The following is a 23,193-nucleotide window of genomic DNA, read 5'->3' as shown; positions in this document are numbered from 1 at the left end:
GACCTGCTCCGGCTCAACTCGATGTTCCAGCCCCGCATCCCCGGTGACGAGCACCCCGGCCTACCCGCCGACTCGCCGGAGGCGCGGCTCCAAGGGGGTCGTGTTCCGGTCGGGTCCTCTTCGCACGCATGAGGCCCCTCGACCTTTGACGGGTCGAAGGGCCTCGTGAGCTCTTGGAACGCGGTCAGCCGCGGTGGCCACCCGCGTCGGCGGTGATGGTCTTGAGGTCCTTGCTCACCTCGAGCCGCACGCTCGTGCCAGCCTTGGTGCCGAAGACGTCGTACGAACCGTCAGGATCCATGCGTACCGATGCGACGGTGACCGCCGAGTCGTTCGCCGTGACTGCCGTGGTGACCTTGGACAGCTCGGCGCCGGTGACGGGGGTGTCGTTGCTGCCGCCTCCGCCGTGGTGCCCCCCGTCGTGGCCGCCGGCGGTGATGGTCTTGAGGTCCTTGGACACCTCGAGCATGACGTCCGCGCCAGCCTTGGTGCCGAAGACGTCGTACGAGCCGTCCGGATCCCTGCGGGCGGACGTCACTGTGACGGTCGAGTCGTTTCCCTTGACCGCCGAGGTGACCTTGGACAGCTCGTCACCGGTGACGGGGGTGTCGTTGTTGGGGTTGGCGGACCCGTTCTGCGAAGTCGCCGTCGCCGTGGGTGTCGTCGACGCGGCGTTCGACAAGACTGCGCCCGTGCCGATGAGACCTGCAGCAGCGACGATCGCCGCGATGCCCGTGACTACCCTGTTGTTACGCATTTCTGACTCCTATCGTCAGTTCGTGGCGGTCGGAGTCGACCGTTGCCAAGAGACTCACGGGCTCCCCTATGCCGACGCTGTGCACGGATTGGCAGGCGTTTATGGGTATCGGCCGCCGCTGCTGCAACGTTGGTCATCTGGTGCCGAGGCCGGCCTCCCCGCTCGGCTGTCGGGCGCGCTGTGGTGGGCACGGCCGGAAAACCACAGGCGAGGCACAGGGGCGGACGGGGGACGGCACAGCGCTCACGAAGAGGGTTGTGTGAGGGATCGGCGCTGCGACGCCCGGCCACCGACCGGACGCCACCCGAACCCTGACGCAAACCGAGGTGCCTCCGTGAACGGCCTCCTGCTCGCACTGCTGACGCCGCTCGGCCCCCTCGCACTGCTCCTCCTCATGACAGTGGCTTTCGCCGAGACGGGGCTCCTCGCCGGATTCCTCCTGCCGGCAGACACCCTGCTCGTCAGTGCAGGAGTTCTCGTCGCCGCCGGTGCGCTTCAGCTTCCCGTATGGCTTTCCCTGGCAGCCGTCATACTCGCCGCTGTCGCAGGAAACCACGTGGCCTACCTCGTCGGGCGCCGACTCGGGGCTCGGCTGGAGAATGGGCACACATCGCGATTCATCTCCGCCCAGCGGGTGGACAGTGCCCGCGCGATGTTCGACCGGCACGGGGCGAAAGCCGTTGTCCTGTCGCGGTTCGTGCCCCTGGTCCGCACCCTCACACCCGTCGTGGCCGGCGTCACGGGCATGGACCTGCGGCGTTTCCTCGGCCACAGTCTTGCCGGTGCCACGGCTTGGGCGACATTGATGTTCGGCGGGGGCTACTGGCTCGGGGCAATCCCCGTCGTGTCCGCCCACCTGGAGCTGATCGTGCTCTCGACGGTGGGCATTCCCGCCTTGCCCGCTCTGGCTGCGCTGCTGCGCCGTCGACTCCGGTGCAAGCTCCGGGGAGACCAAGGCGTTGGCGTCGCTGTCTAAGCGGTGTCAGACGTGCCGAGCGTCATCACCGACAACGCCGGCGGTGCCAGTCGGGCGCTGGAACACCTCGCGCGGCAGGCCACTCCAGCCTCACGTGGTCTCCGGTCCACAGGCCTCGTAACCCGACGGCATGCTGTGGCGTGCGTGCCGAACCGTGGGCGCCGAGCCGGGCTCCGGGTGCGCCAGATCGGCCCCTTCGCGCCGACCGCGGAGGGGGTGTCTGCGCGCGCGCTCCGTCGTTCAGGCGTCAGCGTCTGCACCCGCGTCGAGGCGAGGTGCCGAGCGGAGCGCCGGCCACGGTGGTGAGCCCTGGCGTGAGGAGGTCGGCGATCTGGGTGTTGTCGAAGCCGATGACGCTGACGTTGGCGGGGATGCGGACCAGGAGCCGGGTGAGCCCCCTGGAACAGCCCGATGGCCAGCTGATCGTCGTCGCAGCTGACGGCGCTGGTCGGGCTGGCGAAGACGACCTGAGCCGCCGGCCGAGGGCTCACTGCGGCCAATCATGGCGTGCTCGACGTTGTTGCCCTCCAGTCGCACGGGCCGCAAGATGGCGCATGGGGAGCTGGGCTCTTGCAGGTCAGCCTCCGACCCACCATCAGCGTCCTACGGACTTCTGAGCGGTGCGTGCGCTCGCGTCGCGGACGAGGCCGAGTGCAGCAAGGTCTCTTGGCCACTGCGGCGTGTCTGGACGGCGGAGGCCCGTAGATGATGTCCGGCTGAGGGGGAACAGGGCGGTTGACCTCGAGCGTCCGTGGGGAGATCGCGGGGAAGTTCGGCGTGCGCTGCAAACCCGTACGTCAGCGAAATGCCTTGTCCAGACTGTAAATCCGGCGCGAAAACCTCAAAGGTTCGAATCCCTCACCTGCCACCTGTGTGATGTCTCAGGAGATTTCGGCGACAGTGGCCTACGGAAACGTAGGGCCACTGTTGGTTTTCGGGGGTGTGCCTGAGGGGCTCCTGGTTGGTTGGTAGTCACGGCTGCAGTCGAGGACGAGTCGCGCAGGATCTCGGCGGTGCTCGCGTCGATGATGGTGATGTCGAGGTCCTGGATCAGGAGCCGGACCTAGGTTCCGGCGTGGGTTCGGCCGATGCTGATGTGTGCAGGCGCCAGGTGTAGCGAGGTCGTCAGCGGGACAGCTTGGGAAGAACCTCACGGCCGAAGACGTCGATCCAGTCGCGCTGATTGCGCCCGACATTGTGCAGGTACACCCGGTCGAACCCGAGGTCGACGAAGCGCTGGATCTCGGCCCTGTGAAGATCCGGGTCGGATGAGATGACCATGCGGCCCTTGAAATCCTCAGGCCGCACCAGCTTGGCCATCTGCTCGAAGTCCTGAGGGCTGCGGATGTCGGCCTTCGGGAACTTCATCCCACCGTTCGGCCACTCCGCCATAGCGTTCAGCAGGGCCTCTTCATCAGTCTCTGCCCACGACAGGTGGAGTTGGAGGATCCGCGGCATCAAGCTCGCGTCCTTGCCAGCTTCGCGGGCACCCTCTTCGAACTCGGCGAAGAGGGCGGCGATCTTCTCCAGCGGGGCACCGACTGTGATGATGCCATCCGCATACATCCCGGTTTTCTTGGCGTTGATGGGCCCGGCAGTGGCAACGAGGATCGGCGGAGCCTGCTCAGGCATCGTCCAGAGGCGGCACGTCTCCATGCTGAAGAACTCACCGGAGAACTTGGTGTCGCGGCCCTTGATCGACGCCGCGAAGAGCTTGTTCATGAGGTCGATGGCTTCCCACATCCGCCGCGACCGCTCCCCGGCTTCCGGCCAGTAGCCGGGCACCACATGTTCGTTCAAGGCCTCCCCGGTCCCGAGGCCCAGCCACGAGCGACCCGGGTACATCGCCTCGAGCGTGGCCGCCGCCTGCGCGACGACCGCGGGGTGGAACCGGAAGGAAGGACACGTGACGCCGGGGCCCATGTCGCCGACCGTGCGCTCTCCGACGGCAGCCAACACGTTCCACACGAAGGAGGACTGGCCCTGCTGAGGCACCCAGGGTTGGAAATGGTCGGCCGCCATGCACCCTGAGAAGCCGTTCGCCTCGGCGAAGGCGGTCAGCTCCACGGCCTCGCGCGGGTCGAACTGCTCGAGCATCGCCGCGTACCCGACGGTGAGGGATCCGTCCGGCGTCATGGCGTGGGTCGACCTGCTCATGCCGTGGCCCCCTCGAAGGTCGGAACCGGCAGGACGCGCACCACATCGACACAGCGGTCAAGAGCGCTGACCAAGTGGCCCCGCCGCGGTGCCCCGACCGCCACCCGCACGCGCAGGTGAGAGATCTGGCCGCCGCTGCCCTCGTAGGTGAGGGACTGCACCCGCGCGTGGCGGTGGTGCAGTGTCGAGATCACGCGCAGCAGGCTGGCATCCCCGCTCCGCACGTCGATCTCGAGGAGCAGGTCGGGCTGGAGCTTCGGAGTCTCGGTCGGTGCCGGCATGTCAGATGCCTTCCAGGTCGTGGGGGAGACGAGAAATCCCCGGGCCCGGGTCGGGCATCGGGAAACGCGAGTGTGCACTGGCCGGGCCAGCGAGCACACGCAGTTGGGATGATGCGCAGGTCTTGCGTCACGGCGCGCAGGCTGCTCCACGCGCCGCTCGGGGGTCAAGAGCGTGTCGAAAACTGAGACGGGACAAGGGAAATCGGGTCGATGCCTCATGCCCGGACATCCGGCAGCAGGTCCGCGAACTCGTCGAGGAACCGGTCGACCATCGCGACCTCGGTGGTGTCCAGAGTGTGTCGTGGGCGGCGGCAGTAGGGGTCGTCGACCAGACCTCGCCGTGCAGAGATCAGCTTCTCCGCAGCAACGATGATCTCGACACCCTGCATCCAATAGCTGAGGTAGGGCAGCATCCGCGAGTGAAGTCGCTCGGCGGCGGCCTCCTCGCCGGCCTCGAGCAGAGCCCAGACCCGAAGGTAGAGCTCGATGAACGAGCATCCGGGCTGCACGCCCACCGCGCCCCGGCGCCACGCATCCATCAGATGCAGTCCCGCGTACCCGACCAGCGTCCCCACGTCCGGTGCCCGGGACCGCAGGGCGGTGATCATGGCCCCCGGTGGTGTCGACTCGACCTTCACGAACTTCAGGTTGGGGGAGCGTTGGCGCAGCCGCGCGAGGTCATCGGCGGTAAGGGCCGAACCGGTCTGGGCCGGTGCGAACTGCACCATCACCGGAGTCGGTGCAACCGCCGCCAGCACCGCCTCCAGGTGCCCTTGCACGGCGCTCGGCCCAGGGGAGAGCTGGTGAGGCGGGAGGATGTTGACGACGTCGGCGCCTGCGGCCGCGGCATCGGTCGCCCTGCGGACGGCCACCTCCGTGGAGTGATCGGGGATCGAGACGATGGCGGCGACGTCTCGGTTCTTCGTGTGCTGCAGCAGCGTGTGCGTCAGTTCCTCGCGTTCAGCGTCCGTCAGCTTGAGGACCTCCGAGGCGAAACCCGGGAACATGACGGCCGTCACGCCGGAGGCCAGCACGTGACGTACCAGCCGCGCGAAGCAGGAAGTGTCGATCTCACCCGCCGTGGTGAACGGAACCTCGAGCACTGGACACGCCCCGCGCACGAGGCGGCTCGCCGTCGGGAGGTGCCCGCCGACACCGGGCGCTGCTTCCTCGGTGACGCCAGGGCGGTGCGTTTCCCACTGCAAGGTGGCCTCCGGGGGCTCGTTTCGGCGCGATCCAACGAGTGGGATTTACCGAGGAGAGGTATTGACAAGACGCCTATGAATGCGGAGGCTACAACGACGTTGCACAATCAGCAACGATCGACGTCTCATTCGGAGTGAACATGAACCGACGGATCAGCCGCCCATCCCTGCGGTCCACCGCCTGCATTGCTCTGCTCGCCGTGTCCCTCGCCGCCTGCTCTGCAGCCGCGGACCAGCAGAAGGCCGCTGAACCCAACGGCGCCGCCAGCAAGGACGCCAAGCTGACCGTCGCCCTCGGGTCAGACGTGGACCTTCTCGACCCGCACATGTTCCGGACAGATGCGGCATACGTCGTCACCGCCAACGTGTACGAGCCGCTCCTACGCCAGAAGTACGCAGACGAGGCCGGTGTCCTCGAAGGGCAGCCGGAGGTGGAGCCGGGTCTGGCCGAACGCTGGGAGGTGACCCCCGACGGCAAGCGGGCGGTGTTCCACCTGCGCAAGGGCGCGAAGTTCGCGGATGGCACACCCGTCACGTCGGCTGACGTTGCCTACACGTTCAAGCGGGCCATGCTGGGTCCGGGCTACATCGCGGCGCTCCTGCCATTCGTCGGCGTCAGCAAGCCGGAGCAGATCCAGACTCCCGACGCGCACACCTTCGTGCTGACGCCCACCTTCAAGTCGCCGCTCTTCGAGCGCTTCCTGACGTTCCAGGTCTTCGGAGCGATCAACCAGAAGGCTGCCAAGGCTCACAGCACCGCCGCCGACCCATGGGCGACCGCATGGCTCAAGGACAACGTCACCGCGTCAGGCGCCTACCAGGTCAAGGAGTTGAACCGGGGACAGCAGGCCGTCCTCGCCCCTAACCCCGGCTACTACGACGCGGCCGCTCTGAAGAACGGCGGGGTCACCCTCAAGTCCGTCCCGGACCCGGACCAGCGCGCACTGCTGCTGCGCAGTGGTGACATCGACGTCGCAGACAGCCTGCCGCCTCGCCTCGTCTCGCAGCTGAAGAGCGACGACTCGCTCACGGTGAATCGCATCCCGTCGAGCCGAATCACCTACCTCGGCATGAACAACACGGTGGCGCCGCTCAACGACAAGCTGGTTCGCCAAGCCATCTCCTACGCGGTTCCGTACCAGGACATCATCGACAAGGTGCAGTTCGGCTACGCGTCCATGGCCAAGGGACCGGTCCCGCCGGCGATGAGGTCGGCCGCCGGTGACCAGTACTGGCACTACGACACCAACGCGGCCAAGGCGCGCGAGCTGCTGAAGCAGGCCGGTAAGACTCACGTCACCACCCAGCTGGCGGTCCGCGAGGCGCAGCCCCAGGACACCGAGGCGGCCGTCTTCATCCAGGAGGCCCTGCGTCAGGTCGGCGTCGACGTCGAGATCCAAAAGCTGCCGGACGCCACCTACTACAAGCGCCTCAACGAGCACAGTCTGCCGATGTTCCTGCACGACTGGTTCTCGTGGGGTGAGGACCCCTTCTTCCAGATGGGCTTCCTGCTCAAGAGCAAGGCGTTCACGAACTACGCCAACTACTCGAACCCCGCGTTCGACGCCCTGCTCCAGAAGGGCACCTTCGAGCTGGACCCCGGCAAGCGGGACGACCTGTCCAAGCAGGCCCAGAAGCTCGCCATCGACGACGCCCCGTGGGCGTTCCTCTACTCGTCCGACTACTTGGTGGTTACCCGGAAGGGCGTCTCTGGCGTGACGCGGCCGTTCGACCAGACGCTGCGGTTCGAGTACCTGTCCAAGACCGGCTGAGCCGCCGGGAGGCGCGCGGGACACCTCCCGCGCGCCTCCTACCACTGACCATTCCTGAGGAGCAGACAGCCGGATGAATCGGTTCTTGCTGAGACGGACTCTGACCACCTTGATCACACTGTTCGGCATCGTGACAGTCGTGTTCTTCCTCGTGCGCGTGCTTCCGGGCGATGCCGCGGTGCTGCGAGCCGGTCCTTACGCCGACCCGGCCAGACTGGCGCAGGTTCGGGCGCAGTACGGCTTGGACCGCCCTCTCCTCGAGCAGTACGGCACTTACCTTGCGGGCGTCCTGCGCGGGGATCTCGGGACCTCGACCGTGTCGAGCAGCTCCGTTACGTATGAGCTGATGGGCCGGATGCCCGCGTCGCTGGAGATCGGCCTGTATGCCGTGGTGCTGGCGTGCCTGATCGGAATACCGATCGGGGTTCTGGCGGCATCCCGTGAAGGCGGCTGGATCGACCGCGTCGTGCGGCTCGTCGCCGCCGCCGGCTCGGCGATGGCCCTGTTCTGGTTGGGGCTTCTCCTCATCTACTTCCTCTTCTACCGCCTGAGGTGGTTCCCGGGCCCAGTGGGCCGCCTGCCAAGCGGAGTCGATCCACCGGCGACCGTGACCGGCATGTACACGGTCGACGCGCTGCTGGAGGGCCGTCCCGATGTGGCCTGGCAGGCGGCCCGAGCCCTCATGCTGCCGGTGCTCACCTTGGTCATCGTCCTGGTGGCACCCATCCTGAAGATGGTCCGCGGCTCAATGACCGAGGTCCTTGCAACGGACTATGTCCGCACCGCCAGGGCCATGGGTCTGTCGCGGTGGGAGGTGCTGTTCAGGGACGGGCTGCGAAACGCGATGTTGCCGGTGATCACCGCCATCGGCATCGTCTTCGGCTACATGCTCGGCGGCAACATCATCGTCGAGACCCTGTTCTCCTGGCCTGGTGTCGGGCGTTACGCCAACCAGGCGATCAAGAACCATGACCTCGACGCGCTCCAGGGTTTCGTCATCTTCGTCGGCGTGCTCTACGTGCTGTTGAACGTGGTCATCGACATCTGTTACGGGCTCTTGGACCCCCGAATCCGTCTTGGCAGGAGGTCGAGCTGATGGCACTCACCGACACGATGCGAGTTCTGCGGTCCAGGGCGCCACGCGTGCGGGAGCTCGCGAGCCCTCGCAAGCACCCAATGGCCGCCGTGGGGTTGTTCCTGCTTCTCGTCTACGTGGTCGTGGCGATCGTGGGCCCCGCGTTCGTGGGCGATCCGCTGCGCACCTCGGCCGTCGATGCCCTCACGGGCCCTGGCGCCACGCACCTGCTCGGCACGGACCGGTTCGGGCGCGACGTGCTTGCCCGGGCGGTTGTCGCTGCAAGGATGGACCTGCTCGTTGGCCTCGTGATCGCCCTGGCCGCCGCTGTGGTCGGGTCGGTGATCGGAGTGGTGGCCGGTTACGCGGGCGGCTGGGTCGACGAGGTCATCATGCGGGTGACCGACGTCATCCTCGCCTTCCCGGGGTTCGTCCTGGCCCTGATCATCGTGGCGGTCCTGGGCGACGGCGTCCCCAACGTCGTCGTTGCCGTGGCCGTCGCCTACTCGCCCTACTTCGTCCGCCTGACCAGGTCTCAGGCCCTGGCGGAGAGAGAGCGCGAGTACGTCGACGCCGCAGCCCTTTCCGGAAACCCGCGATGGCGCATCGCCCTGCGGCACGTGCTCCCGAACGCGCTCGGGCCGGCCTACACCCAGGCCACGCTGGTAGCGGGTTGGGCGATCCTCGACGTCGCCGGTCTCGCGTTCCTCGGGGTCGGCATCCAACCACCGGCCGCCGAGTGGGGAGTGATGGTCGCCGAAGGTGCCAACGACGTGCTGACGGGTGCCTGGTGGACCGCCCTGGTTCCTGGTGCACTGATCGTGTTGCTGGCCCTCGCGTTCCAGATGGTCGGCGACGACGTGCAAGGGAGCCGGCGATGACACTTCTGTCCGTGAGCGGTCTCAGCCTGGGGCTGAAGCACCACGACGAGCTCCTGGTCCGGGACCTCAACCTCACCCTCGAGCGCGGCGAGATCGTCGGCCTGGTCGGAGAGTCCGGCTCGGGCAAGACGATGGGTTCGCTCGCCCTGCTCGGGCTGCTGCCACCGGCCGTGGAGGTGCGCGCCGGGGAGGCGACGCTCGACGGTGCCCCCCTGCTGGCCGGGCCGGGCGGTGCGGTGCACCGTCGCACCGGCGACATCACCATGATCTTTCAGAACGCCCGCGCGGCTCTGAACCCCACGCTGCGCATCGGCTTTCAGATCCGGCGCGTCCTGACGGCGGTCAGAGGGATGCCGCGGCGTGAGGCAGAGGCCGAAGCGCTACGCCTGCTCGGCCGGGTCGGCATCCCGGGGGCCGCCCGGGTGGCCCAGGCCTACCCCCACCAGCTCTCCGGCGGGATGTGCCAGCGTGCCGTCATCGCGATGGCCCTGGCCTTCCAGCCGCGCGTCCTCATCGCGGACGAGCCCACCACGGGTCTCGACGTGACGGTCCAGGCCCAGATCTTCGACCTGTTGCGCGACCTCGTGGCGGAGACCGGCTCGAGTGTGCTGTTCATCACGCACGATCTCGCTGCAGTCGCCGAGATGTGCGACCGCGTGTCGGTCCTGTTCGCCGGACAGGTGATGGAGACCGCCGAGACGGTCGAGCTGTTCGAACGTCCCCGGCATCCGTACAGCGAGTTCCTGCTCGCCTCGCTGGCTCCTGAGGCGCCGGCGCCTGTCGAGCAGGGGCAGACCGCGGACGCCGGTGTCGTGGCCGAGGAGAAGGGGGTCGACTTCTCGCTCCCTGGCTGTCGGTTCGCTCACCGATGCCCTCATGTGTTCGACGCCTGCAAGGAGTTTCCCCCGATGTTCCCCGCTGGCGAGCGACACCACTACTCGTGCTTCCTCGGACGGGAGATCCCAGTTGTCATTGCTGCGCGTTCGTGATCTGAAAAAGACCTACGGCTCGGGCAAGAGCCTGCTGCCGGCTGTGCGCGGCGTCAGCTTCGACGTCGCGGCCGGCGAGACCCTGGCCCTCGTTGGGGAATCCGGCTGCGGCAAGTCCTCCACGGCGCGGGTGGTCGTCGGCCTCACTGCGCCTAGCGACGGCACCGTCGAGCTCCACGGACGGGACGTTCGCGATGCCCCCCGCGACCGCGACCTGCGTCGCAGCATCCAGATGGTCTTTCAGCACCCCGACCAGTCGCTCGACCCTCGGTTCACCGTGGGCCAGACGCTGGCCGAACCGGTGCGCCTGCTCATGGACGATGACGATGTCAGGGGCCGTGTCGACCGCGCGCTGCGCGCCGTTGGTCTCGGACCCGAGTACCGGGACCGGCGTCCACGAGAACTTTCCGGTGGCCAGCAGCAGCGCGTAGCCATCGCCCGAGCCCTGATCTGCGACCCGCGGCTCGTCGTGCTGGACGAGCCGACTGCGAGCCTCGACCAGTCCGTGCGCTCCAGGGTCATCGCCCTGCTGAAAGAGCTGCAGCAGGAGCGACAGGTGGGCTACCTGTTCATCAGCCACGACCTGGTCACGGTGCGTCGCCTGGCTCACCGCGTCGCCGTGATGTACCTCGGCCGGGTCGTGGAGATCGCCGATACCGAGCAGCTCTTCGAGGCGCCACAACACCCGTATACGCGTGCCCTCCTGGCGGCAGCGCCCGTGCCGGACCCTCGCCGTCGAGGCTCACGCGCTCGCCTGGCCGGCGAGACGCCGAGCGCGGCGAACCTGCCCGTGGGATGCTCGTTCCAAGATCGGTGCCCGCTCGTGCACGACCGCTGCAGGGTCGAGCGGCCGCTGCTCGCGGCCACGCAGCCGGGACACGACGTCGAGTGCTTCGCGGTGGAGGCGCTCGCGAGTCAGAGTGGCCGATGACCCGGCGCCGGATGCCGCCGAGCTTCGCCCGACCGGTGCGATGCTTGTCGCCACAGCACCATTATCTGGAAGTGAGTACAGCGTGACCCAGAGCCTCGACCGTGCATTGTTGCTGCTCGCCGAACTGGGAGACGGACCGAAGCGGCTGGGTCCACTGGCCGACAAGTTCGGCATCCACAAGTCGACCGCGCTGCGGCTGCTCCAGACTCTCGAGAAGCACGGCTTCGTCCAGCGTCGTGGAGACCCGCCCGAGTTCACGCTCGGGCTGCGGCTGGTCGAGCTCAGCCAGACCCTTCTCGAGGAGCTCGACATCCGACAGGTCGCGCGTGCCCAGCTGATGCGACTGGGCGCGGAGACCGGTGAGACCATCCACCTGGCGCTGCGCGACGGCGCCCAGGTTGTCTACCTCGACAAGGTGGAGAGCATCCACCCGGTGCGGATGTACTCGCAGGTGGGCGCCCGAGCGGACGCCTACTGCACCGGCGTCGGGAAGGTGCTGCTCGCCTACACGGACCCGGCGTCCTGGCCGCAGATGGACATGCGGCGCTTCACGGACAACACCATCACCTCCCGCGAGGAGATGCTGCAGGCCGCGAAGGAGATCAGGCAGGAGGGGTGGGGCTGGGACGAGCGTGAGCACGAAGACTCCATCCGCTGCATCGCGGCGCCCGTCTTCGGGCCCGGGGGGGCCGTGGCCGCGGCGGTGAGCATCTCCGTCCCCACCAGTCGGCTCTCCGCCGAGCAGCTGGCGCGCCACGTCCCCCTGCTGCTGGACGCGACCAGGGAGATCAGCCGCGCCCTCGGGGGCAGGTCGGTGGAGCCCGACAGGGATGCCGTCTGACTCGGTCCTCACCACGACCGTGCCCCCGGCCTTGCCGCGACCACGTCAGGCGGCCTCGACGGGGTGCCTTGACGCTGACCCGGCGATCCTCTCCTCGGCGAGTCGGTCCGCCGCGAGGGCGGGGGAGACCCCCTGCTCGTCGGCCAGCTCGAAGACCGAAAGGGCGGTGGCGAAGATCTGCGACACCTTCGCCTTGGCGCGCTCGAAGTCGAAGCCGTGCCGCTCGTCCTCGACCTGGATGACCCCGCCGGCGTTGACGAGGTAGTCGGGGGCATAGAGGACGCCCCGGTTGCGCAGCAGCTCGGCCACAGCCGGGTGAGCCAGCTGGTTGTTTGCGGCACCGCAGACGACCTGGGCCCGCAGGGCGTCGACGCTCTCGAACGTGAGCGCGCCACCGAGTGCACAGGGCGCGTAGACGTCCACGGGGCCGGACACGAGGGTTTCCACGGACCGCGAGACCTGCACTTCGGGGTACGCGGCGCGCAGCCGGTCGACCGCGGCCGGGTCGATGTCCGTGACCGTGACGATCGCCCCGGCCTCGAGCAGGTGCTTGGTCAGGTGCCGACCGACCTTGCCGACTCCGGCGATGCCCACGTGCCGGCCCTCGAGGTCGTCGGCGCCCCAAAGCCACTGCGCCGAAGCGCGCATCCCTTGGAACACCCCGTATGCGGTGAGGACCGAGGAGTCACCCGCACCACCGTTCGCACGCGAGCGGCCGGTGACCCACTCACACTCCTGGGCCACGACGTCCATGTCCTCGACGTACGTGCCCACGTCACAGGCGGTGATGTACCGCCCTGACAAGGAGGCCACGGCACGCCCGTAGGCCCGCAGCAGCGCCTCGCTCTTGTCGGTCCGGGGGTCACCGATGATGACGGCCTTGCCGCCCCCGAGCTCGAGACCGGCCAGCGCGTTCTTGTAGGCCATCCCGCGCGAGAGGTTCAGGACGTCCTGGAGCGCCTGCTGCTCGGTCTCGTAGGGATAGAACCGCGTGCCACCCAATGCCGGGCCGAGCGCCGTCGAGTAGATGCCGATGATGGCCTTGAGGCCGCAGCTGTTGTCCTGGCTGAAGACGACCTGCTCGGGGCCGGCGTTCTGGGAGAAGATCATCGTCGCTCCTGTTGCATCATGCGCAATAGCGTTGCGGAATGTGTCCCGCGATTACCTCAGTCCTCACTCGGCGTGTCAAGTGATGCGTTGGCAGGCGAGACGCTGGGCCGGCCATGCCTCAGCGCACGTCAGAAGCGGTTGAACCGCCACCCGCCGTCCAGCGGCAGGACCGCACCGGTGAGCATGTCGAAGGCGGGGGTGCACAGCAGCGCAACGACATCTGCGACCTCGGCACGAGTGACGAGCCGTCCTGCCGGGGTGCGTGCCACGGCGCGCTCGACGAAGGTCGGGTCGATGTCGGCGATGTCGTCGGCGCTCTCCTCGACCTGCCCGGGCGCCACGGCGTTCACCGTGATCTCGGGACCCAGCTCGAGGGCCAGGGCCTCGGTGAGCGTGATGACCGCCTGCTTGGCAAGGCCGTACACGGAGTGGTTGCGCAAGTAGGCCGAACCTGCGGACAGGTTGACGATCCGGCCCCAGCCCGCGGTGCGCATGCCAGGTATGACCGACTGGGTGGCGAGGTAGGCGGCCGTGACGTTGCCGGCCCAGACGCTCTGCCAGGTCTCGTGAGGCAGGTCCGCGAACGGAACGGCGGAGAACGGACCGAAGTTGTTCACGAGGATGTCGAGGCCGCCGAGGCCGTCCTGCGCCGCCTCGACCGTGCGCCTGACCGCGTCCGCCTGGTGGAAGTCCCCCTCGACAGCCACGTGCGCCCTGCCGGTGCGGTCGGCGAGGTCGGCCACCAGGTCGCGCGCGAGCTGCTCCGAGCCCTGGTAGGTGACGGCGACGACGGCGCCCCGCTCTGCCAAGGTCCGCGCGATCTGGGCCCCCAGGTTCCGCGACGAGCCGGTCACGAGAGCCCGGTGCCCGGCGAGGGGCTGGTCGGCCCCGTGGAGGTCAGCCACGCCGGGGGTCCATGACCGTGGCGCTACCCGCGTCCGTGTTCTCGCCCTGCCAGGCCGCGACGTCGAGGTAAGTCCGGCCGGCCGCGACGAGACCGTGACGCAGCGTCAGGACTGAGGTCACCGGAGTGCTGACGCCCTTCGCGACTCGGACCAGCTGCTCGACCACCGCAGAACGCGAGTCGGCGCCCAACACGACCGTCTGCGTTGCGACCTCCTTGCCAGCCAGGGCGCGATCGAGGGCTTGGACGACGTTGGAGATCCCGCAGTGCTCAGGTCCTCCCAAGGGTAGCCACCAGGACACGTCCGGTGCCGAGATGTCGCCCAGCGCGGCGGCATCGCCATGCACGAGCTCCTCGAAGGCGCGAGCGAGGAGCGCGCGCTGGTGGTCATGGGTGCTGGTCATCTGTTCCTCCGAAGGTGGCGTGGGCTGGTGGACGGGGGCGAAGGTGAGACGGGCGGAAGGGATGGTTGCCTTGCGCCGCGACCCACGGTAGTTTGCGCAACGGCGTTGCGAAAGATGCAACAAGGAGAAATTGATGACGCAGATCGACGCACGCGGACAGGTGGGGCTCGTGCACGCCCCGGCGACCTGGGAGGAGGCGTCTGCTCTCGTGGACGCGCACCCGCTCAACTCCGCCGTGGCCGGGGGCGCGACCTACCTCATGTGGCGCGCCGCCCACGGCGAGCCGATGCCAGAGCACCTCATCAGCCTGCACCGCATCGCAGGCCACGACGAGGTGGCCGACGGGTCCGTCGGGGCGCTCGCCACCCTCCGCCGCATCGAGCGAGGCCCCCGGACCGGTGCGCAACGGGCGTTGACGATGGCTGCGTCCGTGACCGCCGGGCCTGCCGTGCGCAGCCTTGCCACCTTGGGCGGCAACTTGGCCTCGGGGTTCCCGCAGGCCGACCTGGTGCCGGCCCTGCTGGCCCTCGACGCGCACGTGCACCTCGCGAACGGGCAGAGGCTGTCCATCCATGACGTCGTGGACCGCGGCCTGCTGACCTCCCAGCTCATCGCACGTGTCACCCACGACCTGGCCTCCGAGGCGGGCTGGACCGGGGCCACCATCAAGCTCGCGCGGCGGGGCATGGACCTTTCCACCGGTCTGGTCAGCGCCGTCCTGCAGGTCGACGGAGACGAGATCGTGCAGGCCCGGGTCGCGGTCGGCTCGCTCCACGACCGTCCGAGCCGGTTGCCCGCCATCGAGTCCGCCCTGGTCGGTGCCGACACGAGCGCGGAGACCATGGCCGAACTCGTCGAGGTCATCGGCGTCAAGGGCCGCCGCTTCCACGACGACGACGAGTCCACCGCCGAATACCGCGGCCGGGTAGCCGGCCCGCTGGTCCGTCGCACCCTCACGCTGGCCCTGGCCCTGGGCCCTTCTGTAACCCCACAGGTCGGAGACGCACTCGCATGATGAACCTTCGAGTCAACGGCCGCCGCGTTCCGGTGTCGGCCGCACCCATGACGCCTCTTGTCGACGTGCTGCGTGACGAGGTCGGTGACACCTCGCCCAAGCCCGGCTGCCGAGAAGGGCGTTGTGGCTCGTGCACGGTGCTGCTCGACGGCTTGCCCGTCCTGTCCTGCCTGCTGCCGGTGGCCCGCGCTGAGGATGGGGAGATCACCACCGTGCAGGGTCTGACCGGACCGGGCGACGACCTCGACGAGGTGCAAGGAGCGTTCGCTCGCGCGGGTGCGGTTCAGTGCGGCATCTGTACGCCCGGGATGATCCTGGCCGCTCGGGCGCTCCTTGAGGAGAAGCCGGACGCCTCGCGCGAGGAGATCAAGGCCGGCCTGGTCGGCAACCTCTGCCGGTGCACTGGCTATACCAAGATCCTCGACGCGGTGGAGTCTCTCACCCTGCGCGCACAGGCAGGTTCCCGTGGCTGAGAAGTTCCACCGCAGCGACGCGCGCGGCAAGGTCACCGGTCGTGCGGTCTACGGCGTGGATCTCTACGCCCCTCACATGCTTCTGGGCGGCGTGGTCCGGGCCCGGATCCCGCGCGGACGGATCCGCCGCGTCGACACCAGCGCCGCTGAGGCGATGGACGGCGTCACGGTGGTCACGGCGGCGGACCTGCCGGTCCCGGCATACGGGATGGTGGTCAACGACCAGCCGCCGCTGGCGAGCGCGTTCATCCGGTTCGCCTCAGAGCCCGTCGTGGTGGTCGCTGCCCCGGACCGCGAGACCCTCGCCGCCGCCATGGGCGCCGTGGTCGTCGAGGCCGATGCCGAGGCCGGCGTCTTCGACGTGGAGGCTGCACTCGGTGACGGCAGCGCGCTGGTGCACACGGACTACCAGGGCTACTCGACGGTGTTCGAGACGCACCGCGATGGCAACATCAACGGCCGCAGCGTCGTGACCGCCGGTGATGTGGACGCAGCCTTCGCCGAGGCTACCCACGTGCTCGAGGGCCGGTACGTCACGCCACGCGTGCATCAGGGCTACATCGAACCGCGCGCCTGCCTGGCCACCGTGGCGCCTGATGGCAGCTACGAGGTCACGACGAGCACGCAGAACCCGTTCGGTGTGCGCGGCACACTGGCCAAGATCCTCGGGGTCCCGGAGTCACGCGTGCGGATCAGCGCCTCGACGGTCGGCGGCGGTTTCGGCGGCAAGCTGGACGTCACCCTCGAGCACTTCGCTGCCCTGCTGGCCCGCAAGTCCGGGCGACCAGTGAAGATGGTGAGCTCGCGAGCCGAGGAGCTGGCATCCGCGAACCCCCGGGAGAACTCTGTCGTCCTGATCCGGAGCGCCGTCGACGCCGCCGGCCGGATCATCGGGAGGGAGGTGACCTGTCTGCTCGACTCGGGCGCCTATGCGCACGACACTCCCTTCATCGCCTCGGTGGCGACGCTGCAGGCGACCGGGCCTTACCGCATTGACAATGTTCGCAGCACCGCCCTGTCGGTCTACACGAACACCCAGCCCACCGGCGCGTACCGCGGCCCTTCCGGCCCGCAGATGGTGCTCGCGGTCGAGGCGCACATGGACGAGATTGCCCGCCACCTCGGCGAAGACCCCGTCGCGCTGCGCCGGCGTCACTTCTTCCAGCCTGGCGACGTGGCCCTCAACGGCCAGGTGATCACCTCCCCGAGCATCGCCGAGTGCGTGGACCGTGCGCTGGAGGCGATCGAGTACGACAGGCCGCGCGAGCCGGGGACGGCCGTCGGCTTCGCCTGCAGCTGGTGGACCACGACAGCCGGCCCCGCAGGGGCGACCGCCCTGCTCGAGGGCGACGGCACGGTGTCAGTGATCACGGGAGCGACCGAGATCGGCTCGGGGGCCCTCGCCACGGGTGTCGTGCACCTGGTCGCAGAACGCATGGGCGTGAGTCCCGAGTCGGTGCGGCTGGCGGCGACCGGTGACACGGGCACCGGTGCCTTCGACTTCGGCGCCCAGGGCAGCAGGACCACGTTCAACGTCGGGAACGCCGTCCTCGAGGCCTGCGACCTGGTGCGCGCGCAGGTCTTCGCCGAGGCGGCGGAGCTGCTGGAGGTGGGGGAGGGTGACCTCGAGCTCATCGACGGCACCGTGCAGGTGCGCGGGCTGCCGTCGGTCACCCTCCAGCTGTCCGCGGTGGCTCAGTCGGCGCTCAACCGTCGTGGGCCGATCCATGCCTCCGCCCGGTACGTCGCTCCACCGACCGAGTACAACCCCTCGTGTGTCGGGCCCCACCACTTCTACCCGACCTTCAACTCGCCGAGCTTCCACTGTCACGCCGTCGAGGTCGCCGTCGATGAGGAGACGGGTCGCATCGAGGTGCTGCGCTACGTCGCAGCCCAAGACGTGGGCAAGGCCCTCGTGCCCCCGGCCGTGGAGGGGCAGATCCAGGGCGGCGTCCTGCAGGGTCTTGGTCTGGCGCTCTACGAGGAGGAGGTCCTCGACCGCGGACTGGTGCGCAACCAGTCGTTGGACACCTACAAGCTGCCCACGGCCATGGAGACCCCACCGCTGGAATGCATCCTCGTCGAGAACGCCTCCGAGGATGGCCCCCATGGCGCCAAGGGCGTCGGTGAGCCACCGATCATCCTGCCCGGCGCGGCCATCGCGAACGCGGTGACGCGTGCCATCGGGAGGACCACCCGAGAGCTGCCCCTGACGCCGCAGCGGGTGCTCGAACACCTGCGGGCGCCCGCCGAGAGCTGGGCCGCTTCAACGAACCAGGAGAGCCAGTATGACCGTGCACGCTGAAGCCCCACCGCAGGTGCGGACGCTCGACGAGCAGGCGATCAGGGACCTGGCGCTCGGCGCGACCCTGCTCGGGACCGGAGGCGGTGGCGATCCCCGCGTCGGGACGTTGATGGCCTTGGCCGCCGTGCGAGAGCACGGACCAGTGACCGTGATCCCCCCCGAGGATGTCCCGGACGAGGGCGTCGTAGTGCCGGTCGCCATGATCGGCGCGCCGACGGTGATCCTCGAGCGGATCCCGGGCGGCCACGAGCTGGATCTGGTGATGGAGGGCTTCGAGCGACTCGTGCGACAGCCCGTGGTGGCCACCATGCCGATCGAGGCCGGTGGCATCAACTCGACGATTCCCATCGTCCTGGCGGCGCGTCGCGGCCTGCCGCTCGTCGACGCTGATGGCATGGGCCGGGCGTTCCCGGAGGTGCAGATGGTCACCTTGGGAGCCGGCGGCGCCCAAGCATGGCCTCTGGTGCTGGCCGACGAGTCGCGCAACGTCGTCGCGCTGACGGACGCGGCGGACAACGCGTCGGCCGAGCGGCTCGCGCGCTCCGTCGTCGTCGGCATGGGCGGCTCGGCGGTCGTCGCGCACTACGCGGTTGACGGCCCGTTCCTGCGTGAGTGGGCCGTCCCGCGCAGCGTGAGCCTGGCGGTCGGCATCGGTCGCGCGCTGCGCGACGCCCGGACGGAGGGCCGCGACGCCATCGCCGCGATCGCGCCGCTGTGTGGTGCGCGGCGCCTTTTCACCGGCAAGGTCGTCGACGTGAAGCGCACGACTGCGGCCGGCTTCGTACGGGGCCGGCTCTCGCTGTCCGGCCTGGACCAGGACGGTGGCAGCTCCGCCGAGGTGGATTTCCAGAACGAGAACCTCATCGTCCGGTCCGGGGGAGAGGTCCTCGCTGCCGTTCCGGACCTCATCAGCCTCGTGGAGGCGGACAGCGGTCAACCGCTGACCACCGAAGGGATGCGTTACGGGCTGCGGGTGCACGTGGTCGGCATCCCGTCGTCGCCACTGTGGTGGCGACCCGAGGCGTTGCGGCTCGTGGAGCCTCGCGCCTTCGGCTACGACATGGACCCGATCCGGCTGGAGGACGCACAGTGACCGTTCGTATCGGCATCGACGTGGGCGGCACCAATACCGATGCGGTGCTGCTCGACGACGCCAACACGATCTTGGCGTCGGTGAAGCGGCCGACGACCCTCGACATCGAGACCGGTGTGGTGGACGCCCTCAACGCAGTCCTCGTCGGGCACGACCCGGCGAGCGTCACGCTCGCCATGCTCGGGACCACCCAGTGCACGAACGCGATCGTCGAGCGACGCGGCCTGCGCCGGGTCGCGGTCCTGCGCATCGGCGCACCCGCCACCACGGCGATCGAACCTCTCGCCGACTGGCCGGAAGACCTGCGGGACGTGGTGCTGGCCGACTCCCGCGTGGTCGGTGGTGGCCACCACTACGACGGGAGGGAGATCGCACCGCTCGACGTGGCGGCGGTCCGCCGGGCTGGCAGGGACTGGGGCGGAGCAGTCGACGCCGTGGCCATCAGCAGCGTGTTCTCGCCGGCCAACCCGGACCATGAGCGGGCGGCAGCAGAGCTCCTGCGGGAGATGCTCGACCTGCCCATCACGGTGAGCCACGAGATCGGCTCCATCGGCCTGCTCGAGCGGGAGAACGCGGCCGTCATGAACGCGGCCCTGACCGGCGTGGCCCAGCGCGCGACCAACGGTTTCGTGCAGGCCCTGACTGCGGCCGGCGTCAGTGCCGCGACCTACCTGTCTCAGAACGACGGCACGCTGATGTCGTTGTCCCAGGCCGCGGAGTACCCGGTCCTCACCGTCGCCTCGGGCCCGACCAACAGCCTCCGCGGCGGAGCGCTGCTCTCCGGCCGCAGCGACGCGATCGTCATCGACGTGGGCGGCACGACGGCTGACCTCGGCGCGCTCGTGGCCGGTTTTCCGCGTGAGTCCGGCATCGCCGTCGACGTCGGCGGCGTCGTCACGAACTTCCGCATGCCCGACCTCGTGTCCGTGGCCCTCGGCGGCGGCACGATCGTCCGCGGCGGCCAGGGCGGTGCCGCCGTGCGCCTCGGACCCGACAGCGTGGGCTACGAGATCACGCGGCGCGCGCTCTGCTTCGGCGGCGACACGCTCACGCTCACCGACGTCGCCGTGGCGCGCGGTCTGAGACTGCACGACCGGGAGACGACAACACCCCAGGTGACTCCCGAGCTGGCCGAGTCGGTCTCGGCGGCGACCACCGAGCTCATGGCCGTGGCGCTGGACCGGATGCGGACCACCGCCGACCCGGTGACCGTCATCGCCGTCGGTGGCGGCTCGTTCCTCGTGCCCGAGGACCTGCCGGGCGCCCTGGAGGTGCTGCGGCCGCCGCACCACGAGGTCGCCAACGCCGTCGGAGCCGCGATCGCGGAGGTCAGCGGTGAGGTGGACCGCATCTTCCGCGCCGAGGGACGGTCCCGCGAGAGCCTCATCGAAGAGGCGCAGACAGAGGCCAGGGACCGGGCCGTCCAGAGTGGCGCCATCCCCTCGAGTGTGCGCGACGTCGACCTCGAGGAGATCCAGCTCGCCTACCTGCCGGGCGACGCGGTGCGCATCCGCGCCAGGGCGGCGGGACGTCTCGACTCGACCCGCACGGCGGCGCCGGCTACGCAGGCAGCAGTGAGCGGATGAGCGCGCACGCCGCGGCGGGGCCGCCAGAGGTCTTGGGCATCGGCGAGGTCATGGGGATGCTGGACCCGGACCGGCCCGGTCCGCTGGAGGACGCCGAGCACTTCACGCTGCGGGTGGCCGGGGCCGAGACGAACGTCCTGATCGCGGCCGCGCGGCTGGGCCACCGGGCCGCCCTGGTGTCGGCGGTGGGGGACGACCCGGTGGGTCGGCTCGTGCGACGCACGCTCGAGGATCAGGGAGTGGACGCCAGCTTCGTCCAGACCGACGCCGCGGCGCCCACGGGGGTGTTCTTCAAGGAGCGGTTCGACGACGGCCTGCGCCGGGTCTACTACTACCGAGGCGGCTCGGCAGCGTCCCGGCTCACCGCTGCAGCCGCGCGTCTGGAGGGCATCGGGACGCCCGGAGTCCTCGTCGTCAGCGGGCTGTCGCTCGGACTCGGACGTCCCGAGGGACTGTCGGCCGTGGTCCGCAACGCGGTGGAACACTTCGCGGCGGCGGGATCGACCGTGGTCTTCGACCCCAACATCCGCCCTGGCGTGTGGGACGGCGAACGAGCACGCGACGACTTCGCTCGGATCCGGGCCAGCGTCCACGTGCTGATCGCCGGCGACGACGAGATGGCTGTGCTCGCCCCGGGCCTTGCGGTGCAGCAGGCGGCGGAGGCACTGTGCGCCGACGGCCTGCGAGCGGTGATCGTCAAGGCGGGCTCCCAGGGCGCCGTCCTCTACGAGCGTGGAAGGGCCACGCCGGTGGCGCCGTTTCCGGTTGCGAGAGTGGTCGACCCTGTCGGCGCGGGCGACGCCTTCGCCGCGGGGGTGGTGACGGGACTCCTGCGCGACTGGCCGTTGCTTGACGGTGTCCGCCTCGGCGCCCTTCTCGGGGCCCGGGCCGTCACCACGTCCGGGGACTGGGAAGCCGTCCCCGCGGGCCAGAGCCCCGAACGACTGCTCGAGAGCTACCTCGACGTCCACCCACCCCTGGAGGCACACAGCTCATGAGGACGACTCAGGAGGTCATCGAGGCCATGTATGCCGCGTTCCTCGCCGGCGACAAGGACGGGATGCTCGCCGTGATGCACGACGACGTCGAGGTCCGGTTCCTCGGCCAGGCCGAGGTGCGGGGCAAGGTCGCTGCGAACGCGTTCTTCGAGTTCGCGGGCGGCCTGCTCACCGACGTGCGCTTCACCTTGGGTGAGGTCCTCGTGGACGGGGAGTGGGGTGCGGGCATCTGGGAGGAGACCGCAGTGACAGCCGACGGCCACCCGTGGTCGAACCACGGCGTGGACGTCGTGAGGGTCCGTGACGGCCTGGTCGTCGCCCTCCACGAGAACAACGACACCCGGCAGGTGTACCGCTACCTACCGCCCTACCGGCCGGCGGACCGGTCGCTCGCAGCTGCCGACGACTCCAGGAGCACATCATGAACAGCGGTCACGTAGGGCTCGTGCTCGGCAGCGAGATCCCGCCCGAGCGGTTGCGCGGCATGGTCGCCTCAGCGGAGCAGCAAGGCTTCAGCGAGGTGTGGTTGTCGGAGGACTGCTTCTTCACGGGTGGGATCTCCGGCGCGGCCCTGGCGCTCGGCGCGAGCAGCTCGATCCCCGTGGGGCTCGGCGTGGTCTCCGCCGTCACCAGGCACCCCGCCGTGCTGGCCATGGAGATCGCCACGCTCGCGAGGGCGTTCCCAGGCCGGCTGATGCCTGCGGTCGGGCTGGGCGTCCCGGTCTGGCTCGAGCAGATGGGCCTGCAGCCCTCGTCTCCCCTCCGCGCCGTGCGCGAGTGCGTCTCTGCGCTGCGTACCCTGCTCCAAGGCGGCAGGCTCGACGAGTCCTCCGGCCTGTTCACGTTCAACGGTGTCGAGCTGGTCTATCCGGTGACCGAGCCGGTCCCGCTGCAGCTCGGGGTGGCGGGCCCGAAGATGTTGCAGCTCTCGGGCGCCATCGCCGACGGCACCCTGCTGTCGGTCCTGGCCGGCACGGGCTACGTCAGGTGGGCACGCGACCAGATCGGCAAGGGTGTGGCCACGAGTGGACGCAGGTCGCAGGACCATCGGGTCACGACCTTCGCGCTCTGCGCGGTCGACGAGGACGGCGCCCTCGCCAGACAGCGCGCCCGGGCGGCAGTCGCCTTCTACCTGGCGGCCGGAGGCCCGAACGCCATCACCGCGGCATACGGCATCAACGACCAGCTCGTCGCGATGATCGAGGCAGGTGGCCTGCAGAAGGTGCTGGCCGACATGCCCGACGCCTGGGTGGAGGACCTCGCGGTGGCCGGCGACCCCGACGAGTGCGCCCGCAAGATCGAGCGGCTGATCGACGCCGGTTCCGACCAGGTGGCGCTCTTTCCGACTCCCGCCGAACATGCCGACCACACCATCGACCTGCTGGCTCGTCACGTGCTACCCCAGGTCACCGCCCACCAGACGTCCTCAGTGCAGTAGGA

The 23,193-nt window shown here is 69.3% G+C and carries 23 protein-coding genes; 15 read left to right on the top strand and 8 right to left on the bottom strand.

Going from position 1 to position 23,193, the window contains the following annotated elements:
• Positions 1-184: 184 nt before the first annotated feature.
• Positions 185-757, bottom strand: a complete 573-nt coding sequence (locus ACFQ2V_RS04255) for a hypothetical protein (protein ID WP_386051008.1) — start codon at positions 755-757, stop codon at positions 185-187.
• 334 nt (positions 758-1,091) lie between these two features.
• Here ACFQ2V_RS04255 and ACFQ2V_RS04250 point away from each other — a divergent pair, with 334 nt between their 5' ends.
• On the top strand, positions 1,092-1,733 hold the full coding sequence (locus ACFQ2V_RS04250; RefSeq protein ID WP_386051006.1) for a DedA family protein: 642 nt from the start codon (positions 1,092-1,094) through the stop codon (positions 1,731-1,733).
• Positions 1,734-1,980: 247 nt separating this feature from the next.
• On the opposite strand, the gene ACFQ2V_RS04245 is transcribed toward ACFQ2V_RS04250, so the two are convergent.
• The 4 genes from ACFQ2V_RS04245 to ACFQ2V_RS04230 all read right to left on the bottom strand — a co-directional run bounded on the left by ACFQ2V_RS04245 (position 1,981) and on the right by ACFQ2V_RS04230 (position 5,274).
• A complete protein-coding gene (locus ACFQ2V_RS04245; RefSeq protein WP_386051051.1) occupies positions 1,981-2,085 on the bottom strand; it encodes a hypothetical protein in 105 nt (34 codons plus the stop codon).
• A 773-nt stretch (positions 2,086-2,858) separates the two neighbouring features.
• Positions 2,859-3,890, bottom strand: a complete 1,032-nt coding sequence (locus ACFQ2V_RS04240) for a TIGR03557 family F420-dependent LLM class oxidoreductase (protein WP_386051004.1) — start codon at positions 3,888-3,890, stop codon at positions 2,859-2,861.
• The gene (locus ACFQ2V_RS04235) at positions 3,887-4,171 is read right to left on the bottom strand and encodes a hypothetical protein (protein ID WP_386051003.1); all 285 of its coding nucleotides are present in this window, start codon (positions 4,169-4,171) and stop codon (positions 3,887-3,889) included. Before ACFQ2V_RS04235 ends, ACFQ2V_RS04240 begins: the two co-directional genes overlap by 4 nt.
• 215 nt (positions 4,172-4,386) lie before the next feature.
• Positions 4,387-5,274, bottom strand: coding sequence for a dihydrodipicolinate synthase family protein (locus ACFQ2V_RS04230; protein WP_386051001.1), 888 nt, complete (start codon positions 5,272-5,274; stop codon positions 4,387-4,389).
• 242 nt (positions 5,275-5,516) lie between these two features.
• Here ACFQ2V_RS04230 and ACFQ2V_RS04225 point away from each other — a divergent pair, with 242 nt between their 5' ends.
• From ACFQ2V_RS04225 to ACFQ2V_RS04200, 6 genes are all read left to right on the top strand, one after another.
• Positions 5,517-7,148, top strand: a complete 1,632-nt coding sequence (locus ACFQ2V_RS04225; protein ID WP_386050999.1) for an ABC transporter substrate-binding protein — start codon at positions 5,517-5,519, stop codon at positions 7,146-7,148.
• A gap of 73 nt (positions 7,149-7,221) precedes the next feature.
• Positions 7,222-8,244, top strand: a complete 1,023-nt coding sequence (locus ACFQ2V_RS04220; protein ID WP_386050997.1) for an ABC transporter permease — start codon at positions 7,222-7,224, stop codon at positions 8,242-8,244.
• Positions 8,244-9,104, top strand: a complete 861-nt coding sequence (locus ACFQ2V_RS04215) for an ABC transporter permease (RefSeq protein ID WP_386050995.1) — start codon at positions 8,244-8,246, stop codon at positions 9,102-9,104. Before ACFQ2V_RS04220 ends, ACFQ2V_RS04215 begins: the two co-directional genes overlap by 1 nt.
• Positions 9,105-9,115: 11 nt before the next feature.
• The gene (locus ACFQ2V_RS04210; protein WP_386050993.1) at positions 9,116-10,093 is read left to right on the top strand and encodes an ABC transporter ATP-binding protein; all 978 of its coding nucleotides are present in this window, start codon (positions 9,116-9,118) and stop codon (positions 10,091-10,093) included.
• The gene (locus ACFQ2V_RS04205; RefSeq protein WP_386050991.1) at positions 9,981-11,024 is read left to right on the top strand and encodes an oligopeptide/dipeptide ABC transporter ATP-binding protein; all 1,044 of its coding nucleotides are present in this window, start codon (positions 9,981-9,983) and stop codon (positions 11,022-11,024) included. Before ACFQ2V_RS04210 ends, ACFQ2V_RS04205 begins: the two co-directional genes overlap by 113 nt.
• An 82-nt stretch (positions 11,025-11,106) precedes the next feature.
• A complete protein-coding gene (locus tag ACFQ2V_RS04200; protein WP_386050990.1) occupies positions 11,107-11,865 on the top strand; it encodes an IclR family transcriptional regulator in 759 nt (252 codons plus the stop codon).
• A gap of 45 nt (positions 11,866-11,910) precedes the next feature.
• Here ACFQ2V_RS04200 and ACFQ2V_RS04195 read toward each other — a convergent pair whose 3' ends face one another.
• The 3 genes from ACFQ2V_RS04195 to ACFQ2V_RS04185 all read right to left on the bottom strand — a co-directional run bounded on the left by ACFQ2V_RS04195 (position 11,911) and on the right by ACFQ2V_RS04185 (position 14,283).
• Positions 11,911-12,975: a Glu/Leu/Phe/Val family dehydrogenase gene (locus tag ACFQ2V_RS04195; RefSeq protein ID WP_386050988.1), complete on the bottom strand. Its 1,065-nt coding sequence runs from the start codon at positions 12,973-12,975 to the stop codon at positions 11,911-11,913.
• Positions 12,976-13,103: 128 nt separating this feature from the next.
• Positions 13,104-13,880, bottom strand: coding sequence for an SDR family NAD(P)-dependent oxidoreductase (locus tag ACFQ2V_RS04190; protein ID WP_386050986.1), 777 nt, complete (start codon positions 13,878-13,880; stop codon positions 13,104-13,106).
• Entirely contained in the window at positions 13,873-14,283 is a 411-nt protein-coding gene (locus ACFQ2V_RS04185; RefSeq protein ID WP_386050985.1) for a nuclear transport factor 2 family protein, read from the bottom strand. Before ACFQ2V_RS04185 ends, ACFQ2V_RS04190 begins: the two co-directional genes overlap by 8 nt.
• Before the next feature lie 133 nt (positions 14,284-14,416).
• On the opposite strand from ACFQ2V_RS04185, the gene ACFQ2V_RS04180 reads away from it, so the two are divergent.
• From ACFQ2V_RS04180 to ACFQ2V_RS04145, 8 genes are read left to right on the top strand one after another with little or no spacing between them, the layout of a single operon-like run.
• On the top strand, positions 14,417-15,298 hold the full coding sequence (locus tag ACFQ2V_RS04180) for an FAD binding domain-containing protein (protein WP_386050983.1): 882 nt from the start codon (positions 14,417-14,419) through the stop codon (positions 15,296-15,298).
• The gene (locus ACFQ2V_RS04175; RefSeq protein WP_386050981.1) at positions 15,298-15,771 is read left to right on the top strand and encodes a (2Fe-2S)-binding protein; all 474 of its coding nucleotides are present in this window, start codon (positions 15,298-15,300) and stop codon (positions 15,769-15,771) included. The genes ACFQ2V_RS04180 and ACFQ2V_RS04175 overlap by 1 nt, the downstream gene beginning before the upstream one ends.
• Positions 15,764-18,076 carry a xanthine dehydrogenase family protein molybdopterin-binding subunit gene (locus tag ACFQ2V_RS04170; RefSeq protein ID WP_386050980.1) on the top strand — a complete coding sequence of 771 codons (2,313 nt, stop codon included), beginning with the start codon at positions 15,764-15,766 and terminating at the stop codon, positions 18,074-18,076. The genes ACFQ2V_RS04175 and ACFQ2V_RS04170 overlap by 8 nt, the downstream gene beginning before the upstream one ends.
• A 13-nt stretch (positions 18,077-18,089) precedes the next feature.
• Complete coding sequence (locus tag ACFQ2V_RS04165) at positions 18,090-19,169, top strand: DUF917 domain-containing protein (RefSeq protein WP_386050978.1); 1,080 nt, start codon at positions 18,090-18,092, stop codon at positions 19,167-19,169.
• A complete protein-coding gene (locus tag ACFQ2V_RS04160; RefSeq protein WP_386050976.1) occupies positions 19,166-20,755 on the top strand; it encodes a hydantoinase/oxoprolinase N-terminal domain-containing protein in 1,590 nt (529 codons plus the stop codon). Before ACFQ2V_RS04165 ends, ACFQ2V_RS04160 begins: the two co-directional genes overlap by 4 nt.
• Positions 20,752-21,753, top strand: coding sequence for a sugar kinase (locus ACFQ2V_RS04155; RefSeq protein WP_386050974.1), 1,002 nt, complete (start codon positions 20,752-20,754; stop codon positions 21,751-21,753). Before ACFQ2V_RS04160 ends, ACFQ2V_RS04155 begins: the two co-directional genes overlap by 4 nt.
• Positions 21,750-22,178, top strand: a complete 429-nt coding sequence (locus ACFQ2V_RS04150; RefSeq protein WP_386050972.1) for a nuclear transport factor 2 family protein — start codon at positions 21,750-21,752, stop codon at positions 22,176-22,178. The genes ACFQ2V_RS04155 and ACFQ2V_RS04150 overlap by 4 nt, the downstream gene beginning before the upstream one ends.
• The gene (locus ACFQ2V_RS04145) at positions 22,175-23,191 is read left to right on the top strand and encodes an LLM class flavin-dependent oxidoreductase (RefSeq protein WP_386050971.1); all 1,017 of its coding nucleotides are present in this window, start codon (positions 22,175-22,177) and stop codon (positions 23,189-23,191) included. Before ACFQ2V_RS04150 ends, ACFQ2V_RS04145 begins: the two co-directional genes overlap by 4 nt.
• Positions 23,192-23,193: the final 2 nt, after the last annotated feature.

Source organism: Terrabacter terrigena (assembly GCF_042676085.1).
Classification (GTDB): domain Bacteria; phylum Actinomycetota; class Actinomycetes; order Actinomycetales; family Dermatophilaceae; genus Terrabacter; species Terrabacter terrigena.
The sequence above is the reverse complement of the archived record's forward strand: the minus strand, read 5'-3'. Positions and strand labels throughout refer to the sequence as shown.